The organism is Sphingomonas hengshuiensis (assembly GCF_000935025.1).
Classification (GTDB): domain Bacteria; phylum Pseudomonadota; class Alphaproteobacteria; order Sphingomonadales; family Sphingomonadaceae; genus Sphingomonas; species Sphingomonas hengshuiensis.
In genome coordinates this window covers 4,659,395-4,680,956 of record NZ_CP010836.1, presented here as the reverse complement: position 1 = coordinate 4,680,956, position 21,562 = coordinate 4,659,395, and the positions used below count along the sequence as shown (strand labels likewise).

At 68.8% G+C, this 21,562-nt stretch carries 20 protein-coding genes; 16 read left to right on the top strand and 4 right to left on the bottom strand.

Going from position 1 to position 21,562, the window contains the following annotated elements; genetic code table 11:
- The first annotated feature begins 14 nt into the window (after positions 1-14).
- From TS85_RS21380 to TS85_RS21350, 7 genes are all read left to right on the top strand, one after another.
- Positions 15-1,403, top strand: coding sequence for a TIGR03013 family XrtA/PEP-CTERM system glycosyltransferase (locus TS85_RS21380; RefSeq protein ID WP_044334917.1), 1,389 nt, complete (start codon positions 15-17; stop codon positions 1,401-1,403).
- A complete protein-coding gene (gene prsK, locus TS85_RS21375; protein ID WP_044334916.1) occupies positions 1,403-3,463 on the top strand; it encodes an XrtA/PEP-CTERM system histidine kinase PrsK in 2,061 nt (686 codons plus the stop codon). Before TS85_RS21380 ends, prsK begins: the two co-directional genes overlap by 1 nt.
- Positions 3,460-4,812, top strand: a complete 1,353-nt coding sequence (gene prsR, locus TS85_RS21370) for a PEP-CTERM-box response regulator transcription factor (protein WP_044334915.1) — start codon at positions 3,460-3,462, stop codon at positions 4,810-4,812. Before prsK ends, prsR begins: the two co-directional genes overlap by 4 nt.
- Positions 4,796-6,871 carry a tetratricopeptide repeat protein gene (locus tag TS85_RS21365; protein ID WP_227698565.1) on the top strand — a complete coding sequence of 692 codons (2,076 nt, stop codon included), beginning with the start codon at positions 4,796-4,798 and terminating at the stop codon, positions 6,869-6,871. The genes prsR and TS85_RS21365 overlap by 17 nt, the downstream gene beginning before the upstream one ends.
- A gap of 32 nt (positions 6,872-6,903) precedes the next feature.
- Complete coding sequence (locus tag TS85_RS21360) at positions 6,904-7,713, top strand: ATP-binding protein (protein WP_044334911.1); 810 nt, start codon at positions 6,904-6,906, stop codon at positions 7,711-7,713.
- Positions 7,714-7,835: 122 nt separating this feature from the next.
- Positions 7,836-8,474 carry a histidine kinase dimerization/phosphoacceptor domain -containing protein gene (locus TS85_RS21355; RefSeq protein WP_162184753.1) on the top strand — a complete coding sequence of 213 codons (639 nt, stop codon included), beginning with the start codon at positions 7,836-7,838 and terminating at the stop codon, positions 8,472-8,474.
- Positions 8,393-8,800 (top strand): sensor histidine kinase, encoded by a 408-nt coding sequence (locus TS85_RS21350; protein WP_044334908.1) that lies wholly within the window; start codon positions 8,393-8,395, stop codon positions 8,798-8,800. Before TS85_RS21355 ends, TS85_RS21350 begins: the two co-directional genes overlap by 82 nt.
- 4 nt (positions 8,801-8,804) lie before the next feature.
- Here TS85_RS21350 and TS85_RS21345 read toward each other — a convergent pair whose 3' ends face one another.
- A complete protein-coding gene (locus TS85_RS21345; RefSeq protein ID WP_044334906.1) occupies positions 8,805-10,583 on the bottom strand; it encodes an ABC-F family ATP-binding cassette domain-containing protein in 1,779 nt (592 codons plus the stop codon).
- Positions 10,584-10,686: 103 nt separating this feature from the next.
- Between TS85_RS21345 and TS85_RS21340 the strand changes: the two genes are divergently transcribed.
- From TS85_RS21340 to TS85_RS21330, 3 genes are all read left to right on the top strand, one after another.
- Positions 10,687-11,031 (top strand): hypothetical protein, encoded by a 345-nt coding sequence (locus tag TS85_RS21340; protein ID WP_077228884.1) that lies wholly within the window; start codon positions 10,687-10,689, stop codon positions 11,029-11,031.
- A 33-nt stretch (positions 11,032-11,064) separates the two neighbouring features.
- The gene (locus TS85_RS21335; RefSeq protein WP_044334903.1) at positions 11,065-11,736 is read left to right on the top strand and encodes a response regulator transcription factor; all 672 of its coding nucleotides are present in this window, start codon (positions 11,065-11,067) and stop codon (positions 11,734-11,736) included.
- A gap of 169 nt (positions 11,737-11,905) precedes the next feature.
- The gene (locus TS85_RS21330) at positions 11,906-13,255 is read left to right on the top strand and encodes a sensor histidine kinase (protein WP_044336764.1); all 1,350 of its coding nucleotides are present in this window, start codon (positions 11,906-11,908) and stop codon (positions 13,253-13,255) included.
- Here TS85_RS21330 and TS85_RS21325 read toward each other — a convergent pair.
- Positions 13,252-14,259 (bottom strand): LLM class flavin-dependent oxidoreductase, encoded by a 1,008-nt coding sequence (locus tag TS85_RS21325; protein WP_044334902.1) that lies wholly within the window; start codon positions 14,257-14,259, stop codon positions 13,252-13,254. The genes TS85_RS21330 and TS85_RS21325 overlap by 4 nt on opposite strands.
- A 65-nt stretch (positions 14,260-14,324) precedes the next feature.
- Here TS85_RS21325 and TS85_RS21320 point away from each other — a divergent pair, with 65 nt between their 5' ends.
- The 4 genes from TS85_RS21320 to TS85_RS21305 all read left to right on the top strand — a co-directional run bounded on the left by TS85_RS21320 (position 14,325) and on the right by TS85_RS21305 (position 17,945).
- Complete coding sequence (locus tag TS85_RS21320) at positions 14,325-14,993, top strand: pyrimidine 5'-nucleotidase (RefSeq protein WP_044334900.1); 669 nt, start codon at positions 14,325-14,327, stop codon at positions 14,991-14,993.
- Complete coding sequence (gene dapD / locus TS85_RS21315; RefSeq protein WP_044334899.1) at positions 14,990-15,808, top strand: 2,3,4,5-tetrahydropyridine-2,6-dicarboxylate N-succinyltransferase; 819 nt, start codon at positions 14,990-14,992, stop codon at positions 15,806-15,808. Before TS85_RS21320 ends, dapD begins: the two co-directional genes overlap by 4 nt.
- 257 nt (positions 15,809-16,065) lie before the next feature.
- A complete protein-coding gene (locus tag TS85_RS21310) occupies positions 16,066-16,830 on the top strand; it encodes a tryptophan 2,3-dioxygenase (protein WP_044334898.1) in 765 nt (254 codons plus the stop codon).
- Complete coding sequence (locus TS85_RS21305) at positions 16,827-17,945, top strand: aminotransferase class V-fold PLP-dependent enzyme (RefSeq protein WP_155006515.1); 1,119 nt, start codon at positions 16,827-16,829, stop codon at positions 17,943-17,945. The genes TS85_RS21310 and TS85_RS21305 overlap by 4 nt, the downstream gene beginning before the upstream one ends.
- A gap of 127 nt (positions 17,946-18,072) precedes the next feature.
- Here TS85_RS21305 and TS85_RS21300 read toward each other — a convergent pair whose 3' ends face one another.
- Together TS85_RS21300 and TS85_RS21295 are read right to left on the bottom strand one after the other, a co-directional pair.
- A complete protein-coding gene (locus TS85_RS21300) occupies positions 18,073-18,501 on the bottom strand; it encodes a CoA-binding protein (RefSeq protein WP_044334897.1) in 429 nt (142 codons plus the stop codon).
- Between the two features lie 4 nt (positions 18,502-18,505).
- On the bottom strand, positions 18,506-19,462 hold the full coding sequence (locus TS85_RS21295; protein ID WP_044334895.1) for a P-loop NTPase: 957 nt from the start codon (positions 19,460-19,462) through the stop codon (positions 18,506-18,508).
- Positions 19,463-19,532: 70 nt separating this feature from the next.
- On the opposite strand from TS85_RS21295, the gene hflK reads away from it, so the two are divergent.
- Both hflK and hflC read left to right on the top strand, forming a co-directional pair.
- Positions 19,533-20,645 (top strand): protease modulator HflK, encoded by a 1,113-nt coding sequence (hflK, locus tag TS85_RS21290; RefSeq protein WP_044334893.1) that lies wholly within the window; start codon positions 19,533-19,535, stop codon positions 20,643-20,645.
- The gene (gene hflC / locus TS85_RS21285) at positions 20,642-21,502 is read left to right on the top strand and encodes a protease modulator HflC (protein ID WP_044334891.1); all 861 of its coding nucleotides are present in this window, start codon (positions 20,642-20,644) and stop codon (positions 21,500-21,502) included. The genes hflK and hflC overlap by 4 nt, the downstream gene beginning before the upstream one ends.
- Positions 21,503-21,562: the final 60 nt, after the last annotated feature.

Genomic DNA, 21,562 nt, shown 5'->3' with positions numbered 1-21,562 from the left:
AAAAGCCGAGTCCCATGATCCGGCTGTTCAAGCATTATGTCCCCAACGCCGTGCTCCTGCTCGGCATGCTGGACATCATCCTGCTGCTCGCCGCGGGTGAGCTTGGCTGGCTCCTGCGCGCGCATCAGCTCGGCATGACGCCCGCGCCGATGGGCTCGCGGCTCCCGCAGCTCCTGGCCTATGCCGTGACGACACAGCTCGCGATGGTCGCGGTGGGGGTCTATGGCGCCGATGCGCTGCAATCCTTGCGCTACGCCACGGCGCGGCTGATCGTCGCCACGTCGCTGGGCGTCATCGGCCTCTCCTCGCTTTATTTCCTGCTCCCCTCGATCAGTTTCTGGCGATCGAACCTGCTCTACGCGATGTTCGCCTCGCTCGGGTTGCTGGTGTTCCTGCGCATCCTTCTCGGCAAGACGCTGGGCAGCCAGGCGTTCAAGCGCCGGATCGTGGTACTGGGCGCGGGCGCGCGCGCGGCGCGGCTCAAGGCGCTGGCCCAGGTGCCGGGCGCGGGCTTCGCCGTCGTCGGCTATGTCGCGATGAGCGAGGCCAACCGCGCCATTCCGGAGGCCATCGCCCGCGACGCGATCTACAACCTCGCCGACCATGTCGTCCTGCTCAACGCCAGCGAAGTCGTGCTCGCGCTCGAGGAGCGACGCAACGCGCTGCCGCTCAAGGACCTGCTGCGGATCAAGACCACCGGGGTCCATGTCAACGAGATCTCGACCTTCCTCGAACGCGAGACCGGGCGCGTCGACCTCGACAGCGTCAACCCCAGCTGGCTGATCTTCTCCGACGGCTTTTCGTCGGGGCGGATGTTCTCCAGCGCGTTCAAGCGGCTGTTCGACATCGCGGCGAGCACGCTGCTGCTGCTGCTCAGCGCCCCCCTCGTCCTGCTCACCGCGATCCTCATCAAGCTGGAGAGCAAGGGCCCCGCCTTCTACCGCCAGCGCCGCGTCGGGCTGTACGGCCAGGGCTTCGACGTCATCAAGCTGCGCTCGATGCGCGAGGATGCCGAAGTCGCGGGCCAGGCGGTATGGGCGGAGAAGAATGATCCGCGCATCACCCGCGTCGGCCGCGTCATCCGCCTGCTCCGCATCGACGAGCTGCCGCAATGCTGGACGGTGCTGAAGGGCGAGATGAGCTTTGTCGGCCCGCGCCCCGAACGCCCGCAATTCGTCGAGGATCTCGAACAGAAGCTGCCTTATTACGCCGAACGCCATATGGTGAAGCCGGGGATCACCGGCTGGGCCCAGATCAACTATCCCTATGGCGCGTCGATCGAGGACAGCCGCCAGAAGCTCGAATATGACTTGTTCTACGCCAAGAATTATTCGCCCTTCCTCGACCTGCTGATCCTCCTCCAGACGTTGCGCGTGGTGCTGTTTCCGGAGGGCGCGCGCTGATGGCGGCGGCGTTCAATATCTGGACGCACGCACTTGCCGCCTTGCTGTTCGGCGCGCTGGCACTCTGGGCATTGCGCTCGGGGCCCGAGGGCATGCCCCGCCGCCCGCTCGCGACGGCGCTGGTGCTGACGGCGTTATGGGCGCTGGCCGTGGCGGGGATCGGACCGAACGATCCGGTCGCGCGCGTCGCGGAGACGCTGCGCAACCTCGCATGGCTGGGCTTGATGCTCGTCCTCCACCGCCGCGACGGCAAGGCGCGCCCGCCGCGCGCGCTCGACACCGTCTACGGCGTCGTGATGCTCGTCGCACTCGCCGCGCTGGTCGCGCATCTGGTCGTCGCAGGCCAGGGCCCCGCCATCGCCGCCCAGGTCGAAGGCGGCGTGCTGCTGCTGCGGATGCTCGTCGCGGTCGCCGCGCTGGTGCTGGTCCAGGAGCTTCATGCCGCGCTCCATCCCGCGGCGGGGGGCGGGCTCAAATGGCTCGTGCTCGCGCTGGCGGGGATGTGGCTGGTCGACTTCGCGCTGTTCGCAATCGCCTATCTGTCCGCCGACGGCCCCCCGTCGCAACCGGCGCTGCGCGGCATCGCGATGATCGGCGTCGCCCTCGCGCTCGGCGTCGGGTTCCAGCGCAAGGGACAGTGGAACCTCCAGGTGTCGCGCGCCGTCACCTATCAGTCGCTCTCGCTCATCGCGATCGGTGCCTATTTCGCCGTCCTCGCTTTGACCACCAGCGCGATCGCCACGATCGGCGGCGGCCATGCGCGGCTGCTCCAGACGGCGTTCGTGCTCGGATCGACCGCCGCCATATTGACTTTGGTGTCGAACAGCTGGCTGCGCGCCTGGGCGAAGGTCAAGCTGGCCAAGCATCTGTTCCGCCACCGCTATGACTATCGCGCCGAATGGATGCGCTTCACCGAGACGCTGGGCGCGCCCGACGGCGCCGCGCCGCTCGACGAGCGCATCGTCAAGGCGATCGCCGACCTCACCGATTCGCCCGCAGGCGTGCTGCTCGTGCCCGACGGTGCCGCGCTCGGCGTCGGCGCGAGCTGGAACTGGGACCGCAGCACGCTTCCCGTCGCCAGCGACGCGCCGCTCGCCGCCTATCTCGGCGCGACCGGGCGCATCGTCGAGCTGGATCCCGTTCGCCAGCGCTCCGATACCGGCGCGGAGGCCAGCGCGATCCCGCAATGGATGCTCGACCTGCCCGAGGCCTGGGTACTGGTGCCGCTGCCGCATATGGCGAGCCTTGCCGGCGCGATCCTGCTCGCGCGCCCGCCGATCGACCGTCCGCTCGACTGGGAGGATTTCGATTTGCTCAAGGTCGCCGGGCGCCAGGTCGCGAGCCACCTTGCCGAGGCGCGCGCACACGAGGCGCTGGCCGACGCCCGGCGCTTCGACGAGTTCAACCGCCGCTTCGCCTTCATCCTCCACGACATCAAGAATCTGGTGAGCCAATTGACGCTGACCGCGCGCAACGCCGAACGCCATGCCGACAATCCCGAATTCCGCGCCGACATGGTCGCGACGCTCCAGGAATCGGCCGTGCGGATGAACGCCCTGCTCGCCCGGCTGTCGCAGCATCATCGCGGCCGGCGCGAGGCGCCGCACCCGGTCGAGATCGTCCCCGTGGTCGAACGCGTCGCCGCCCAGCGCCGCCGCCAGCATCCGGTGCTGGTCACCGGCGCGCTCGCCGCGGTGGCACAGGCGGATCCGGCGGGGCTCGAGCAATTGCTCGGCCATCTCGTCCAGAACGCAATCGAGGCGAGCCCGCCGACCGAGCCGGTGATGCTCGCCGTGTCCACCGATGCCGACGAAGTGCGCATCGACGTGATCGATCGCGGCTGCGGCATGTCCCCCGGCTTCGTCCGCGACAAGCTGTTCAAGCCGTTCGTCTCGTCGAAGGAGGGCGGGTTCGGGATCGGCGCGTTCGAGGCGCGCCAGCTTGCCGATGCGATGCAGGGCCGGCTGGAGGTCACGTCGCGCGAAGGCGTCGGCACGCGCTTCCGGCTGGTGCTGCGCGCCGCGCGCGCGACCGACGCCGACGTGGAGCGCGCCGCATGACCGCCGTTCGCAAGCTGCTGATCGTCGAGGACGATGCCGGGCTCCAGCGCCAGCTCCGCTGGGCCTATGAAGGCTATCAGATCCACAGCGCGACCGACCGCGACGAAGCCATCGCGCTGGTCCGCGCCGAGGAGCCGCAGGTCGTGACGCTCGACCTCGGCCTGCCCCCCGACCCCGACGGCACCAGCGAAGGCTTTGCCACGCTCGAGACGATCCTGAAGCTCCGCCCGGATACCAAGGTGATCGTCGCCTCGGGCCACGGCGCGCACGACTCGATGCTCCGCGCGATCGCGCTGGGGGCGTGGGATTTCTACCAGAAGCCGATCGATGTCGACGCGCTGGGGATGATCGTCGCGCGCGCGTTCCACGTCCATGCGCTTGAGGCCGAGAATCGCCGCCTCGCCGAACGCGCCGATGCCGGCATCGTGCTCGGCGGGATGATCACCGGCGCGCCCGAGATGCTCAAGGTCACCCGCACGATCGAGCGCGTTGCGGGCGCCGATGTCTCGGTGATGCTGCTCGGCGCCAGCGGCACCGGCAAGGAATTGCTCGCGCGCGGTCTCCACGATGCCTCGCCGCGCAAACGCGGCGCGTTCGTCGCGATCAATTGCGCCGCGATCCCCGAGACGCTGCTCGAATCGGAGCTGTTCGGCCACGAAAAGGGCGCGTTCACCGGCGCGGTAAAGACCACCGAGGGCAAGATCGAACAGGCGCAGGGCGGGACGTTGTTCCTCGACGAAGTCGGCGACATCCCGCTCCCGCTCCAGGTAAAGCTGCTCCGCTTCCTCCAGGAGCGCGTGATCGAGCGGATCGGCAGCCGCAAGTCGATCGCGGTCGACACCCGCATCGTCTGCGCGACGCATCAGGATGTCGATGCGATGGTCGCCGACGGCCGCTTCCGCGACGATCTTTATTATCGCCTTGCCGAGATCGTCGTGCGCATCCCCTCGCTCGCCGAGCGGCCGGGGGACGCGGGGCTGCTCGCGCGGCATTTCCTCAAGAAATATGCCGCCGCGATGCGCGCGCCGGTGCGCAGCTTCGCCCCCGACGCGCTCGCCGCGATCGATGCCTGGGGCTGGCCCGGCAATGTCCGCGAGCTGGAAAACCGCGTGAAGCGCGCGGTGATCATGGCCGATGGCAAGAGCGTCACCGCTGCCGACCTCGATCTCGCCGCCGATCCCGAGGCCGCGCCGGTCAACCTCAAGGCGGCGCGCGAGCTGGCCGATCGCAAGGCGATCCGCCACGCGCTGGCACGGGCCGAGGGCAATATCTCGGGCACCGCGCGGCTGCTCGGGATCAGCCGCCCGACGCTCTACGACCTGATGAAGGCCTATGACCTCCAGCCCTGAGCGCGCCCGCCGCGTGCCCATGCTCCGCCGCGCGCTCGTCCTGGGCGGTGCGCTCGGCGTGTTCGCGATCCTGCTCGGCTGGCTGCTGCTGGCGCCCGCGCGGCAGGACCCCGACGCCGCGCAGGAGGCCACTGCCCGCGCATTCGCCCTGCTCGCCGCGGACAATGCGACCTCGGCGCGCAACGCCGCGCTCGACGCGGTGCGCAGCGATCCCGCCAATGCCGAGGCGCACCGCGCGCTCGCGGTCGCGATGCTCGCGCTCGGCGACGGGCTGGGCGCCGAGGCCGAGCTTCAGCGCGCCGTCGATTCCGGCACCGACTCGGGGCAGCTCGCCCATCTGCGCGCGCACGCCTTCCTGCTCCAGGGCAATGTCGACAAGGCGCTGGCCGAATCCGACCGGACCGACGCGCGCTTCCGGCCCTATGGCCTGCGGATGCGCGCGCGTGCGCTGACTGCGGGCGGCGACTATGCCGGCGCGCTTGCGGCGCTGGACGCAGCAATACGGATCGCCCCGCGCGATGCCGATGTCTGGACCGATGTCGCGCGTTTCAAGCGGACTGCGGGCGATCTGCTCGGCGCGATCCAGGCGTCCGAACAGGCCGTCAAGCTCGCCCCCGGCAATGTCGACGCGCTGGTGCTGCGCGGCGTGCTCGTCCGCACCCAGTTCGGGCTTATCGCCGCGCTCCCCTGGTTCGAGGCCGCGCTCGCCCGCGATCCCGCGGACCATGATGCGCTGATCGAATATGCCGCGACGCTCGGCGATGCCGGACAGACCGTCGCGTCGCTCGCCGCCACCCGCCGCGCGCTCGATGCCCGCCCGGGCAGTCCGCAGGCCTTGTACCTTCAGGCGGTGATCGCCGCGCGCGCGGGCCGGTTCGATCTGGCGCGCAGCCTGCTCGAACGCACCGGCGGCGGGGTCGATTCGCTTCCCGGCGCGCAGCTGCTCGCCGCGACGCTCGATCTTCAGGCGGGCGCGAACGAACAGGCGATCGGTCGGCTGCGCGGCATCGTCGGCGCCCAGCCGCTCAACCTGTCGGCGCGCAAGCTGCTCGCGCTCGCGCTGCTGCGCACCGATGCGGCGCGCAACGCGATCGACACGCTGCGCCCCGTCGTCGCACGCGGCGACGCCGACAGCTATGCGCTGACGCTGGTCGCGCGCGGGTTCGAGCGGATCGGCGATCGCGCCGCCGCCGCGCGCTTCCTCGATCGCGCCGCGCTGCCGGGACTGGCCGAGCCCGGCGCCTTCCGCGCCGATGACAGCGCCGCGGTGCTCGCCGCCGATGTCGCCGAGCGCCCCGGCGATCCCGCCGCGACGCTGCCGCTGATCCGCGCGCTGATCGACCAGGGCGACATGGCCGGCGCGCTCGCCCATGCGCGCGATGTCGTTGCGAAGAATTTCGGCGCCCCCGCCGCGCATCTCTTGCTCGGCGACGTGCTGATGCTGATGGCGCGCCCCGCCGACGCCTCGGTCGCTTATCGCAATGCCGCCGATCTCCGCTTCGATTCGCCGACGATGCTGCGGCTGGTCGATGCGCAGGATCGCGCGGGCAGGCGCGCGGAAGCCGCAAACACGCTCGCGCTGTTCCTGTCGCAAAACCCGGTGGACATCGCCGCGCTGCGCCTGTCCGCGCACTGGCAGCTTGCGGCGGGCGATTATGAGCCGGCGATCGACACGCTCGAACGCCTCCGGCTGCGGATCGGCGACGGCGACGCCGCGCTCAATGCCGAGCTGGCCTATGCCTATGCCGGCGCGGGCGAGGCAGAGGCCGCGGCAGAGTTCGGCGAGGCCGCCTATGCGCTCGCCCCGTCCAACCCGGCTGCCGCCGACGCGTTCGGCTGGGCGCTGTATCGCGGCGGCGACCTGCCCGGCGCGGTCGAACTGCTGCAAAAGGCCGTCGCGCTGGCGCCGCGCCATCCGGGGCTGCGCTGGCACCTGGCACAGGTCTATGCGGATCTGGACCGCCGGGGCGATGCGCGCGCGCAGGCACAGGCCGCGCTTGCCGATCCCGGCTTCCCCGATCGCGCCGCCGCAACCGCGCTCGTCGCGAAAATGGGCTGACCGCGGGCGAGGCTTGTCCCTATAGCGGCGCGATGACCGACGCCCTCACTCGCATCGCCGACGCACTCGAGCGCATGGCCCCGCCGCCGCTGCCCGCCGCCGATCCGCTGGCGCACCCCGCCTATGTGTGGCGCGGCGATCGCCTCGCCGCCGCGCGCGCCTTTGCGCCGCTGCCGCTGGCGATGCTGCGCGGCGTCGACAAGCAACGCACCGCGCTGCTCGCCAATCTCGAACGGCTCTCGGCGGGGCATGCCGCGCAGGACGTGCTGCTGTGGGGCGCGCGCGGCACCGGCAAGTCGGCGCTGGTCAAGAGCGCGGTCGGCGCGGTGCAGGCGGCGGGCGGCGCGCTCGCGCTGGTCGAGGCGACGCCCGAGCATCTCGATTCGCTGCCCGATCTGTTCGCGACGATCGCCGCCACGACGCGGCCCTTCGCGATCTTCCTCGACGATCTCGGCTTCGACGCCGCTGGCGACGCCCGCGCGCTGCGTTCGCTGCTGGAGGGCGGGGCCGAAGCGCGCCCGGCCAATGCCCGGCTGCTCGTCACGTCGAACCGCCGCCACCTCATCCCCCGCGACCTGGCGGAACAGGACAGCGCGATCAATCCGCGCGATTCGATCGACGACAGCCTCGCGCTCGCCGACCGTTTCGGGCTCAGCCTCGGCTTCCACGCGATCGACCAGGATCTGTATCTCGATATCGTCCGCGGCTATGCCGATGCGCACGGCCTGTCCTTCGACCCTGCCGAGGCCGTGAACTGGGCGACGCGGCGCGGCAGCCGGTCGGGGCGAGTCGCCTGGCAATATGTCGTCGACCTGGCGGGACGCACTGCCAAGTATTTGTGAAATAATATTGATCTCGATCATTACGCCTACGCTCTTGGCTTGACAGCGGCACGTGGCCGGGTGTCACTCCTGCCATGGGGCGGATAGGCGAACTGGATCTTCCGGATCGGCTTGCGGGAACTTTGCCACGCTGGCTGACGTCGGTGTGCGTCGGGTTGCTCGCGACGACCTGTGCCGGCGTGTTGCGCTTCGCGCTCGACCTGCTCGTGCCGGGCGCGGCGGTATTCCCGCTGATCTTCCCCGCGGCGATGATCGCCACCTTGTTCGCCGGATGGCGCGCCGGAGCGACCTGCGGCACGATCTCGATCCTCTTCTCCTGGTATTATCTGTTTCCGATCCGCGGCTCGTTCCTGTTCGAGAACCCGGCGGCGGCGGTATCGGTCGGCAATGTCGCGGTCGCCTGCGCGATCACCGTGACGCTCGCCGAGATCTTCCGCCGCGCGGTCCACCGCGTGGCGCGCGAGCGTGACCGTGAACTGGCCGAGCGCGACCTGCTGCTCGAGGAATTCGAACACCGCGTGAAGAATAATTTCGCGCTGGTCGCCTCGCTGCTCGAGATGCAGCGGCGCCGCGCGGGCAGCGGCGAGACCGCGGAGGCGCTCACCACGGCGCTGTCGCGGATCGAAAGCATCGCGCGCGCGCGCATCGCCATCTCTATCGCGGCAGCGGTTCGCCCGGCATGGTCGACATCGCTGCCTATCTCCACGAACTCTGCGCCGCGCTGGCCGAGGCGCTGTTCCTGCGCGGCGCGATCGCGCTGAACTGCGATGCCGAACCCGCCACGATGCCGCGCGACCGCGCCGTGACGCTGGGGCTGATCGTCAACGAACTCGTCACCAACGCCGCCAAGCACGCCTTCACCGATCGCGAAACCGGCACGATCACGGTTCGCTTCGTCTCCGCCGAACCGGGATGGCGGCTGATCGTCGCCGACAACGGCACCGGCATCCCCGCCGAACGCGCACCCCGTCCCGGCAGCGGGCTCGGCCAACGGCTGATCGACGGGTTTGCGCGTCAGGCAGGCGGCACGATCGACACGCGCAGCGGCCCCAAAGGCACCACCGTCACTGTCCTGCTGACCGAGTAACCCCTTACCCCAGCGCTTCGACTTGCTCCGCCAGCTCCAGCCAGCGCAGCTCCGCCGCATCCTTCTCCGCCCGCAGCGCTTCGATCCCGTCGGTCAGCGCCGCGAACCGCTTCGGATCGCGCGTATACAGCGCCGGGTCGGCCAGCGCCGCCTCGTCGCGCACGATCTGCGCCTCGATCTCCTCGATCCGCTTGGGCAACAGGTCATAGTCGCGCTGGTCCTTATAGGTCAGCTTGGTCGCCCTCGGCTTCGGCGCTTCCGCCGCGACCACGGGCTTGGCGACCTTGCGCCCCTCGGGCTTCGCGGTCCGCCGCGCCGCCCAGTCGGCATAGCCGCCCGCCACGACATCCACCGTCCCGCTGCCGTCCAGCCCCAGCGTGATCGTCACCGTCCGGTCCAGAAAGTCGCGGTCATGGCTGACGATCAGCACGGTGCCGTCATAATCGGAGATCACTTCCTGCAACAGGTCGAGCGTCTCGAGGTCGAGGTCGTTGGTCGGCTCGTCGAGCACCAGCAGGTTCGAAGGCCGCGCGAATTCGCGCGCCAGCAACAGCCGCGACCGCTCGCCGCCCGACAGCGTCCCGATCTTCGCATCCGCCAGCGAAGGCTCGAACAGGAATTCCTTCAGATAGCCATGGATATGCTTGCGCACCCCCAGCACGTCGATCCACTCGCCGCCCTGGGTCAGCACGTCGCGCACCGTCTTGGCCGGGTCCATCAGGCTGCGCTGCTGGTCGATGAACACCATGTCCAACGTCTTGGCCAGCCGCACGCTGCCCTCGTCGGGCGCCAGCTCGCCGGTCAGCAGCTTGAGCAAGGTCGTCTTGCCCGCGCCGTTCGCCCCGACCAGGCCGATGCGGTCGCCGCGCGTCACGCGCAGCGTCAGGTCCTTGATGATCGTGCGATCACCGAACCGCTTCGTCACGCCCTTGGCGTCGATCACCACCTTGGTCTGCGCGCCGTCCGAACCGATCGCCAGCTTGGCCGAACCCTGCGGCCCCAGCATCGATGCCCGCTCGGCGCGCATTTCCTTGAGCTTGGTCAGCCGCCCCTGGTTGCGCTTGCGCCGCCCGGTCACCCCGCGCAGCAGCCAATGCTCCTCGATCTTGAGCTTGGCGTCGAGCTTCTGGGCGTTGCGCTCCTCATCGGCATAGACTTGCTCGGTCCATGCCTCGAACCCGCCAAAGCCGATCTCGGCCCGCCGGATCGCGCCGCGATCGAGCCACAAAGTCTGCCGCGTCAGCCGCGTCAGGAACGTCCGGTCATGGCTGATCGCGACGAACGCGCCATTATAGCGGCTCAGCCAATTCTCCAGCCAGTCGATCGCCGCGATGTCGAGATGGTTGGTCGGCTCGTCCATCAACAGCACATCGGGATTCTGCGCCAGCGCGCGCGCAATCGCCGCCCGCCGCCGCTCGCCGCCCGACGCGGTCGCCGCCTCGCGGTCCAGCGCGACGCCGAGCTGGTCGGCAATCGCCTCGACTTCATAACGTTCGGGGGCATCGTCGCCGCCCAGCGCGAAATCGAGCAACGTCGCATATCCCTCGACCTTGGGGTCCTGCTCGAGGATCACGACCTTGGTCCCCGGCTGGATCACCCGCCGCCCCTCGTCCGAATCGATTCTGCCCGCGATCAGCCGCAACAGCGTCGATTTGCCCGCGCCGTTGCGCCCGATCAGCGCCAGCCGGTCGCGCTCGCCGATATAGAGGTTGAGGCCGCGAAACAGCCAGCCATGCCCCTGGACGAGGCCTAGATTTTCATATGCAAGAATTGGTGCCGCCATGCGCCTCGCCTAGGGTCCGCGGGTCCATCGGGCAAGCGCTTGCGGACCCAAGCTGTTGCCCATGGGTTACGCGGTGCTGACAAGCGTGTTCAGGGGCTATTCAATGCGACACCCCTATGCGATGCCGATGGTGATGGTGGCTCAGCGGGTTCTACATGCGTGCCTGGCGGCGGTTTCGCTCGCCGGCGCCGCTGCCGTGGTGCCGCCGGCGGCGGCGCAGGACTATGGCCAGGGCGCCGCCAGCGAGCGCCGGCAAAAGGGCCAGAACCTCCCCGTGCGCGAGATTGAGCGCCGCGTGATCCCGCGGATGCCGGGGGCGCAATATCTGGGATTCGACTATGATCCGGCGACGGACATTTACACGCTCAAGTTCCTGCGCAATGGATCGGTGATCTGGGTGGATGTCGATGGCCGTTCGGGCCAGATACTCCGCCGCACCGGCAATTGACGCGGGCCGCCAGCACGCGACGAGGATGATGATATGCGACTTTTGATCGTCGAGGACGAGCCCAATCTGGGCCAGCAGCTCCGCAACGCGCTGGAGGGGGCCGGTTACGCCGTCGATCTCGCCACCGATGGCGAGGAGGGGCATTTCCTCGGCTCGACCGAGCAATATGACGCGATCCTCCTCGACCTCGGCCTGCCTGAGATCGACGGGCTGACCGTGCTCGATCGCTGGCGCAAGGAAGGCAAGACCACGCCCGTGCTGGTGCTCACCGCGCGCGATAGCTGGTCGGACAAGGTCGCCGGGCTCGATGCCGGCGCCGACGATTATGTCGCCAAGCCGTTCCAGACCGAGGAGCTGATCGCGCGCCTCCGCGCCCTTATCCGCCGCGCCTCGGGCAATGCCTCGGCAGAGCTGATCGCGGGCGACATCCGCCTCGATACGCGCTCGGGCAAGGTCACCAAGGACGGCGAGCCGGTCAAGCTGACCGCGCAGGAATATAAGCTCCTGTCGTACCTGCTCCACCACAAGGGCAAGGTCGTCAGCCGCACCGAGCTGATCGAGCATATCTACGACCAGGATTTCGATCGCGATTCGAACACGATCGAAGTGTTCGTGACCCGCATCCGCAAAAAGCTGGGCGCCGACGTCATCACTACGATCCGGGGGCTGGGCTACAGCCTCGAGGAGCCCGCCGGGGCCGCCTGATCGCATGGCGTTCCTCGGCCTGACGCTGCCCGGCTTGTCGCGGCTGTTCGGTCGGCGCGAGCCGCCAATGGCGGCTGCGCCGGACGTTGCGGTGGCGCCGGGCGAGAACGACGATTCGCCGCCGCTGCCGCGCCATTATGTCCGCGCCACCGGATCGGTCAGCCGGCGGATGCTGCTGATCGCGAGCGCGTGGATCATGGTGCTGCTGCTGGGCGGCGGCGTCGCGCTCGACCGCGTGCTCACCGGCGCGATCACCCGCAATTTCGACGAACAGCTCGATTATCTGCTCAACGCGATGATCGTCTCGGCGGAGATCGGCCCCAATGGCGAAGTGCTCAACAGCCGCCAGCTCGCGGACCAGCGCTTTCTGGAGCCGGGATCGGGCGCCTATTGGCAGATCAGCGGCAAGGGGTTCGAGCCCTATAAGTCGATGTCGCTCTGGGACCGGCGCCTGCGCGTCGGCCCGCGCACCGACAGCCAGGACCTGTACATCTATGACAGCGACGAATTCGTAGAAAAAACGCCGCGCGCCGATCAATATGCCGATACCTCGGGCGACCAGATGCTGCGCATCGCCGAGCGCGACCTGACGCTGCCGGGCTCGCCCGTGCTGTGGCGCTTCCAGGTCGCGCAGGCCCGCGACACGCTGGATGCCCAGATCACCGCGCTGCGCCGCACGCTCGTCCGCAGCTTCCTGCTGCTCGGGCTCGGGCTGATCGTGATGGTCGGGTTGCAGACCTGGTACGGGCTGCTTCCCTTACGCAAGGTCCGCTCCGAAATCGCGCGGCTGCGCGCGGGCAAGTCGAAGCGGATCGAGGACCGGATGCCCGCCGAGATCGCGCCGATGGTCGAGGAGCTCAACGCGCTGGTCGAGCATAATGATCGCCAGGCCGAGGAGGCGCGGCGCCATGCCGGCAACCTCGCCCATGCGCTGAAAACGCCGCTCAGCGTGATCATGAACGCCGCGGCGGCGGGGCAGGACGATCTCGCCCCCACCGTGATCCGCGAGGCGCGGACGATGCGCCGCCAGATCGATCACCACCTCGCCCGCGCCCGCGCGGTGGGGCGGCGAGGCAGCGCGCACAGCCGCGCGCCGGTATGGCCCTCGATCGAGGCGGTCGAGCGCGCCGTCGCGCGGCTCTACCCCAATGTCCGCATCGACATCGACGGCGAAAAGACGCTGATCGCGCATATCGAACGCCAGGACCTCGACGAAATCCTCGGCAACCTCGTCGAAAACGCCGCAAAATATGGCGGCGGCAGCGTGTTCATCACCGCTGGCGTCGATGCCGGTTTCGTCGAGATCATGATCGAGGACGACGGTCGCGGCATCCCCGAGGCCGACCGCATCCGCATCTTCGATCGCGGCGTGCGCCTCGACACCGGCAAGCCCGGCACGGGGCTCGGCCTCGCGATCGTGCGCGACGTCGCCGAAATCTACGACGGCACCGTCAGCCTCGAGGAAAGCGAAGACCTGGGCGGGCTGCTCGTCCGGCTGCGATTGCCCGCGGCGGGTTAAGCGCTCGCGCGCGTGGGGCTCAGCGCGCGCATCGCCTCGGCGGCGATCGTCAGGCTGCGCTTGCGGGCCTCGTGGTCGAACATCGCGCTGGTCAGCATCAGCTCGTCGGCGCCGGTCCGCGCGAGGAACGCCGCGATCTGGTCGCGTATCTTCTGCGGTCCGCCGATCGCCGATGCCGACAGCACCTGCGCCAGCATCGCCTCGCCCTGCGCGCCCAGTGTCTCGCGATAGCCGCGCACCGGCGGGGGCAGCTTGATGCCGCGCCCGGTGCGGATCGCGACGAATGCCTGTTGCTGCGACGTCGCCAGATATTCGGCTTCCGCGTCGTCGTCCGCGGCGAACACGTTGAAGCCCAGCATCACATGCGGCCTGGCCAGCGCCTCGGACGGGCGGAACGTCCGGCGATACACGCCGATCGCCTCGTCCATCAGCCCGGGCGCGAAATGCGAGGCAAAGGCGTAGGGCAGCCCCAAAGCGGCGGCGAGCTGCGCGCCGAACAGGCTGGAGCCCAATATCCACAGTTTCACATCCGCCCCCGCCCCCGGCGTCGCGCGGATGCCGGTCCTGCCGTCATCGGCGAAATAGCTCTGCAATTCCTGCACGTCGCGCGGGAATTCGCTGCCGTCGCTGTCCATGCCGCGCCGGATCGCCGCGGCGACGCGCTGGTCCGATCCGGGCGCGCGGCCCAGCCCCAGGTCGATGCGCCCGGGGAACAGCGCGTCGAGCGTGCCGAACTGCTCCGCCACCTGGAGCGGCGCATGGTTGGGCAGCATGATCCCGCCCGCGCCGATACGGATACGCGACGTCGCCTGCCCGACATGCGCGATCACCACCGCGGTCGCGGCGCTGGCGATGCCCTCCATCCCGTGATGCTCCGCCACCCAATAGCGGTTGAAGCCCAGCGATTCGGCGTGGACGGCAAGATCGGCGGCATTGGCGAGCGCCTGGGAAACCGTCCCGCCCTGAATCACGGGGACGAGGTCGAGCAGTGAATAGCCTGTCATGTCCTTCACATGGGGAGCCCCACACCCGCTTGCCACCCCCGCGCCCGCGCCCTATCGCGCCCGCCATGGCGCCCGAGCTTTCCCATGTCCGCACCTGGATCTTCGATCTCGACAACACGCTGTACCCGGCCAGCAGCAACCTGTTCCCGATGATCGATGCCCGGATCGGCGACTATGTCCGCACGCTGCTGGCCTGCGACGCCGAAGAGGCGCACCGCATCCAGAAGGGCTATTTCCACGCCCATGGCACGACGCTGTCGGGGCTGATCGCCGATCATGGCGTCGATCCGCACCATTATCTCGATTTCGTCCACGACATCGACATGACCGTGCTGGAGCGCAACGAGGCGGTGGTCGAGGCGCTGACGCTGCTGCCGGGGCGCAAGCTGGTCTTCACCAATGGCGACGTGAACTATGCAGGCAAGGTGCTCGACCGCCTCGGCCTCGGCGCGACGTTCGAGGCGATTCACGATATCCACGCCACCGCCTATCGGCCCAAGCCCGAGCCGATCGCCTATCAGGGGCTGTGCGACGCCTATGCGCTGGACCCGCACGAATGCCTGTTCGTCGAGGACATGGCGCGCAACCTGAAGCCCGCCAAGGCGATCGGGATGACCACCGTGTGGATCGACAACGGCTCCGAACAGGGCATCGATCAGGACCGCAGCTTCATCGACTATAGCGTGGCCGATCTGGGCGATTGGCTGCACGACATATTGGAGACCCCGCAATGACCGATCTCGCCACCACCATCGACGCCGCCTGGGAAGCCCGCGCGGAGCTGGGCTTTGCCACCACCGGCGCCGTGCGCGAGGCGGTGGCGGAGGCGCTGCGCCTGCTCGACAGCGGCCAGGCCCGCGTCGCCGAGCCGGTCGAGGGCGGCTGGCAGGTCAACCAGTGGCTGAAGAAAGCCGTGCTGCTCAGCTTCCGCCTCAACGACAATGTGCTGGTCGAGGGGCCGGGCGGCGCGAACTGGTTCGACAAGGTGCCGTCAAAATTCGCTGGGTGGGATGAGGCCGCGTTCCGCACCGCCGGCTTCCGCGCCGTCCCCGGCAGCATCGTCCGCCACGGCGCGCATGTCGCAAAGGGCGCGGTGCTGATGCCCAGCTTCGTCAATATCGGCGCCTATGTCGGCGAAGGCACGATGGTCGATACCTGGACCACCGTCGGCAGCTGCGCGCAGATCGGCAAGAACGTCCACCTCTCGGGCGGCGTCGGCATCGGCGGGGTGCTCGAACCGCTCCAGGCCGATCCGGTCATCATCGGCGACGGCGCGTTCATCGGCGCCCGCTCCGAAGTCGCCGAGGGCGTCCGCGTCGGCGAAGGCGCGGTGCTGTCGATGGGCGTCTATCTCGGCGCCTCGACCAAGATCGTCGACCGCGCGACCGGCCAGGTCCATCGCGGCGAAGTCCCCCCCTATGCCGTGGTCGTCCCCGGCACCCTCCCCGCCGAGGATGGCAAGCCGGGGCTGTACTGCGCGGTGATCGTCAAGACGGTGGACGCCCAGACCCGCAGCAAGACCGGGATCAACGAGCTGCTGCGCGATTAAGGAAAGGCGCTCCCATATCTCTCCCCTCCCGCTTGCGGGAGGGGTCGGGGGAGGGCCTGAAGCAGAAGAAGCGCTGCGAAGGTGAGGCCCTCCCCTAACCCAGTTGCAGGTGAACGACGCCCCGCGTCGTTCAGATCAGGCCGGGGGCCTGATCGACCTGCAACTCGCAGGCGGGAGGGGAGCGCGATCGACATCGCCGCCCTTCCCCACCACCCTTCCCGCTAGCTCCCGTCCCCCGCCCGCGCTACCCTCGCGCCATGACCGAACCCATGACCTATGGGCGCTATCTCGCGCTCGATCAGCTCCTCACGGCGCAACACCCGCTGTCCGATCGCCATGACGAGCTGCTCTTCGTCATCATCCACCAGACCAAGGAGCTGTGGCTCAAGCAGATCATCGCCGAGCTGCTCCCCGCCAAGGCGCTGATCCGCGGCGGCAAGCTGACCGAGGCCTATAAGGGCCTCGCCCGCGTCAGCCGGATCCAGGCGGTGATGACGCTGAGCTGGGACGTGCTCGCGACGATGACCCCCACCGATTACACCCGCTTCCGCGAAGTGCTCGGCGGCAGCTCGGGCTTCCAGTCGGACCAGTTCCGCGCAGTCGAGACCTTGCTCGGGGTGCGCGGCGGCGGGGTGCCGGGGCCGCTGACCAGCGACTATGCCGCGCAGCCGAGCCTGTGGGACGATTCCAACGCCGCGCTCGCCGCCGCCGGCTTCGCGCTCCCGCCCGAAGCCCTCATCCGCGACTGGCCCGTCCCCTATGTCCCGAACGACGCCGTCCGCGACGCCTGGACCCGGGTCTATCGCGACACCACCACGTATTGGGACCTCTACCAGCTCGCCGAAAAGCTCGTCGACATCGACGACGCGATGGCGACGTGGCGGCACAAGCATGTCCTGACCGTCAGCCGCGTCATCGGCGGCAAGCGCGGCACCGGCGGCACCGCGGGCGTCTCCTATCTCGAATCGACTCTCGCCAAGCGCGCCTTTCCCGAACTCTGGTCGCTGCGGACCGACCTGTGACCAGCTACAAGCACCTGTTCCAGCGCGCGATCGCCGCCGCCCCCGAACGGCTCCATTTCGCCGCGCACAGCCACCATCTCTGGCCCGACGCCAGCTATATCGGCCAGCTCGCGGCATGGGAGGATGCCGCGCGCTATGCCGATCGCAAATGGGAGCGCGCGATGGGCGAGATCTGGCCCGCGGCACAGGCGCATGTCGCCGCCGAGCTGCGCCTGCCCGACCCGTCCACCATCGTCTTCGCGTCGAACACCCACGACCTGTTGCTGCGCATCGTCTCCGCGCTCCCCATGCGCGCCCCGCGCATCCTGGCGAGCGACGGCGAGTTCCACAGCTTCCGCCGCCAGAGCCTGCGCTGGGAGGAAGCGGGCACCGCCACCGTGACGCGCGTACCGATGGAGCAGCTGGTCGAGACCGCACGCACCGGCGCCTATGACCTGATCTTCGCCAGCCATGTCCCCTTCGGCACCGGCCGCGTGTTCGAGGGCGTCGCGGACCTCGCCGCGCTCGCCCGGCCCGAGGGCCCCTGGGTAGTGATCGACGGCTATCACGGCTTCATGGGCGTCGAGACCGACCTGTCGGGAATCGCCGACCGCGCCTTCTACCTCGCCGGCGGGTATAAATATGCGATGTCGGGCGAAGGCTGCGGCTTCCTCCACGCGCCGCCGGGCTATGGCCCGCGCCCGGAGATCACCGGCTGGTATGCCGAGTTCGAGGATTTGTCGCTGCCCCCCGGCCAAATCGGCTATGCCCCCGATGCGATGCGCTTCATGGGCGCGACCTTCGATCCTTCGGGGCTGTACCGCTTCGTCGCGGTGCGCGACATGCTGCGCGGCGAGGGTCTGACGACCGCGGCGATTTCCGCGCATGCCGATGCGCTCAAGGCGCGCGTGCTGCCCGCGATCCCGGCGGGGGCGGAGCTGCTCAACCCCGGCTCGCCGTCACGCTTCCTCGCGCTGCGCACCCCAAAGGCTGCAGCGTGGCAGGCGGAACTCGCGCAGGACGACATCCGCGTCGACGTGCGCGGCGACGTGTTGCGGATCGGCTTCGGGCTGTACCAGGACGATCGCGACGTGAACCGGCTGATCGAGGCGCTGGAGTATCTCGCGCGGGGGTGACCGCATCTCGCCCTGACTTCACCCTCACCCTTCCGCGCCTTCGGCGCTCCCTCCCTCTCCCAATGGGGAGAGGGACTCGAGGCTCCCTCTCCCAATGGGAGAGGAGTATCGGGTGAGGGGGACGCGATCAGGCCACCGGCGCCACACCCAACCGACGTATCTCGATCGCCGGACACCGGTCCATCACCACCTTCAGCCCCGCCGCCTCGGCGCGGGCCGCCGCCGCTTCATCGACCACCCCCAGCTGCATCCACACCGATTTCGCCCCCGCCGCGATCGCCGCATCGACCACTTCGCCCGCATGTTCGGACCGGCGGAAGATGTCGACCATGTCGATCGGGTCGCCGATCTGGTCGAGGTCGCGAAAGACGAACTCGCCATGGATATGCTCGCCGGTAATCTGCGGATTGACCGGGATCACGCGATAGCCATGACGTTGCAGCAGCAACATCACGCCGTTGCTGGGACGGCCGGGCCGGTCCGACGCGCCGACCATTGCGATGGTCCGCACCTCTTCGAGCAGCGTCTTGATATCTTCGTCGCGAGTCAACGGCATGACTTTACCTCTCCAGCCATTGGTAGACGGAATCCGCGACGACTCCAAATGGACCCGCCGATTCTCCGTTGCCCGCCGCCGGGGGCGTCCCTGCGTCGGACGCCAGCCGGATCGCGATCTGGAGCGGAATCCGCCCGAGGAACGCAATCCCCAGCGCCTTGGCCGCCGCCTCGGCACCCCCGCACCCGAACGGATCGGAGACTTCGCCGCAATGCGGGCATTGATATCCGGCCATATTCTCGACCAGCCCGATGATCGGCACCCCCGCCTTCACGAACAGGTCGATCGCCCGCCGCGCATCGATCAGCGCCAGGTCCTGCGGCGTCGATACGATCACAGCGCCTGCGGGCTTGTGCTTCTGGATCATCGTAAGCTGGACGTCGCCCGTCCCCGGCGGCAAATCGAGCACCAAAGTGTCGACATCGCCCCAATCGGCATCGACCAGCTGCCCCAGCGCGCCGCCCGCCATCGGCCCGCGCCACGCAATCGCCTGCCCCTCGGCGACCAGCCCGCCCATCGACAGCAGCGGCACGCCATAAGGGGTATCGATCGGAATCAGCGTCTTGTCGCGCGCCTTGGGCCGCACGCCCTCGACGCCCATCAGCTTGGGCTGCGACGGGCCATAGATATCGGCATCGACCAGCCCGACCTTGCGCCCGCGCCGCGCCAGCGCGATCGCCAGATTGGCCGAGACGGTCGACTTGCCCACCCCGCCCTTGCCGCTGGCGACCGCGATGATCCGCCGCGTCCGCCGCTCGCTGGTCAGCAGCACGCGGACTTCGGTGATCCCCGGCACCGCGGCTGCGGCGGCGCGGACATCGGCTTCCATTTCGTCGCGCACTGCGGGGCTCAGCCCGGTCGCGTCGATCACGATGCTGGCGCGCGCGCCCTCGACTCGGGCCGTGGCGCGCCCCCCCGCGATCGGCGCCAGCGCCGCCTGTAGTTGTTCGACTTCGCTCATTGCCCGCACATAGGGAGACAATTGGTTGCTGCCACTGTAAATCCGCGCAGCCGTCCTTATAAAGGTTGGCATGGTGAACCTTATGCGCTGGCGTGCTCTGTCCGGCATCTTCAAGAACGAGCCCCCGAAAAGCCCCTGGGGCGGAGGCGGCGGCTCCGGTGGCGACGGCGCCGGTGGCGGCAATGGCAGCGGGGGCTCCGGCCCGCGCAACCCCTGGTCCTTCCCTCCCGACGGGCGGCGCCCGCGCGGCAGCGCGGCGACGACGCTCGACGATCTGCTGAAGCGTGCGCGCGGCGGTGGCGGCGGCGGTTCGGGGATTCCCGGCTTCCCCAACGGCACCCGGCTATGGCTGTTGGTCCTCGGCGCGCTGCTGCTGGTGTGGCTCTTCTTCACCTCGATCCACTCGATCGGGCCGCGCGAAAAGGGCGTGGTGACGACGCTGGGCCGTTATGCCGGGACGCGCGAGCCAGGCGTGCGATTCACCCTGCCCGCGCCGCTCCAGCTCGTCGAAGTCGTCGATGTCGGGAACATCCGCACCGAGAATTTCCCAGCGAGCGGCGAAAACCTGATGCTGACCGGCGACCAGAACATCGTCGACCTCGCTTATTCGGTGCGCTGGGACATTCGCAGCGCGTCGGATTATCTGTTCCAGATCGCCCAGCCCCAGGAAACCGTCCGCGCGACCGCGGAAAGCGCGATGCGCGCCGTCGTCGCGACGACCACGCTCAACGAAGCGATCGGCGAAGGCCGCTCGGCGATCGAGGGCCGGGTGCAGATCGCGATCCAGCAGATCCTCGACGAATATAATTCGGGCATCCGCATCCAGGGCGTCGCGATCCAGAAGGCGGCAGCGCCCCAGGCAGTCGACGAAGCCTTCAAGGCTGTCACGGCGGCGCAGCAGGAGGCACAGGGCAACAAGAACAACGCGAACGCCTTCGCCAACCAGATCATCGCCGCTTCCCAGGGCGAGGCCGCCGAGTTCGACAAGATCTACGAACAGTATAAGCTCGCGCCCGAAGTGACCAAGCGCCGGCTTTATTATGAGACCATGGAGGCCGTGTTGTCGCGCACCGACAAGACGATTGTCGAGGCGCCGGGCGTCACGCCCTATCTGCCCCTGCGCGAGCTGAAGCGCGCTACGCCACCGGCAGCCGAAGAACCCCAGGCAGGAGCCGCAAAGTGAGCGCAACCTGGTATCGCAATCCGATCGCGCTCGCGGTGGCGGTGATCGTCCTCATCATCGCGGTGATGATGACCGTGTCGATCGTGCCGGAGACCAAGCAGGCAGTCGTGCTCCGGCTCGAACAGCCGCGCGGCAATCCGATCAACGCCTATAAGCCCGGCGAACAGTTCGGGCGCACCGGCGCGGGCCTCGTCTTCCGCATCCCGTTGATCGATCGCATCGTCTGGGTCGACAAGCGCGTGCTCGCGATCGACCTGCCCAACCAGCCGGTGCTGTCGACCGACCAGCTCCGGCTCGAAGTCGACGCCTATGCCCGCTTCCGCGTCGTCGACCCGCTCAAGATGGTGGTGACCGTCGGCAGCGAGGATCGCGTCCGCGACCAGCTCCAGCCTTTGTTCGGCTCGTCGCTGCGCAACGAACTGGGCAAGCGCCCCTCGGCGACCTTGCTCAGCCCCGAGCGTGGGCAGGTGATGGACAATATCCAGGCCTCGCTTCAGCGCCTCGCCAGCCAGTACGGCGTCGAGATCGTCGACGTGCGGATCAAGCAGACCGAGCTGCCCAGCGGTTCCCCGCTCGACAGCGCGCTCGCCCGCATGCGCACCGCGCGGCTTCAGGAAGCGGCGACGATCAAGGCGGAGGGGCTGAAGGATGCACAGATCATCCGCGCCAACGCCCAGGCGCAGGCGGCGCAGATCTATGCCCAGGCGTTCGGCAAGGACCCCGCCTTCTACGATTTCTACCGGGCGATGCAGTCCTACCGGAACACCTTCCTGGCGCAGGGCGACGACAAGGGGGCAACCTCGATCATCCTGTCCCCCCAGAACAGCTATCTGCGCGAGTTCATGGGGCAACGATGACGCTGTCGGTTCGTTCATATTCAATCAGCGTTCAGCAACTCGGCGCAAGAAACACCGCCG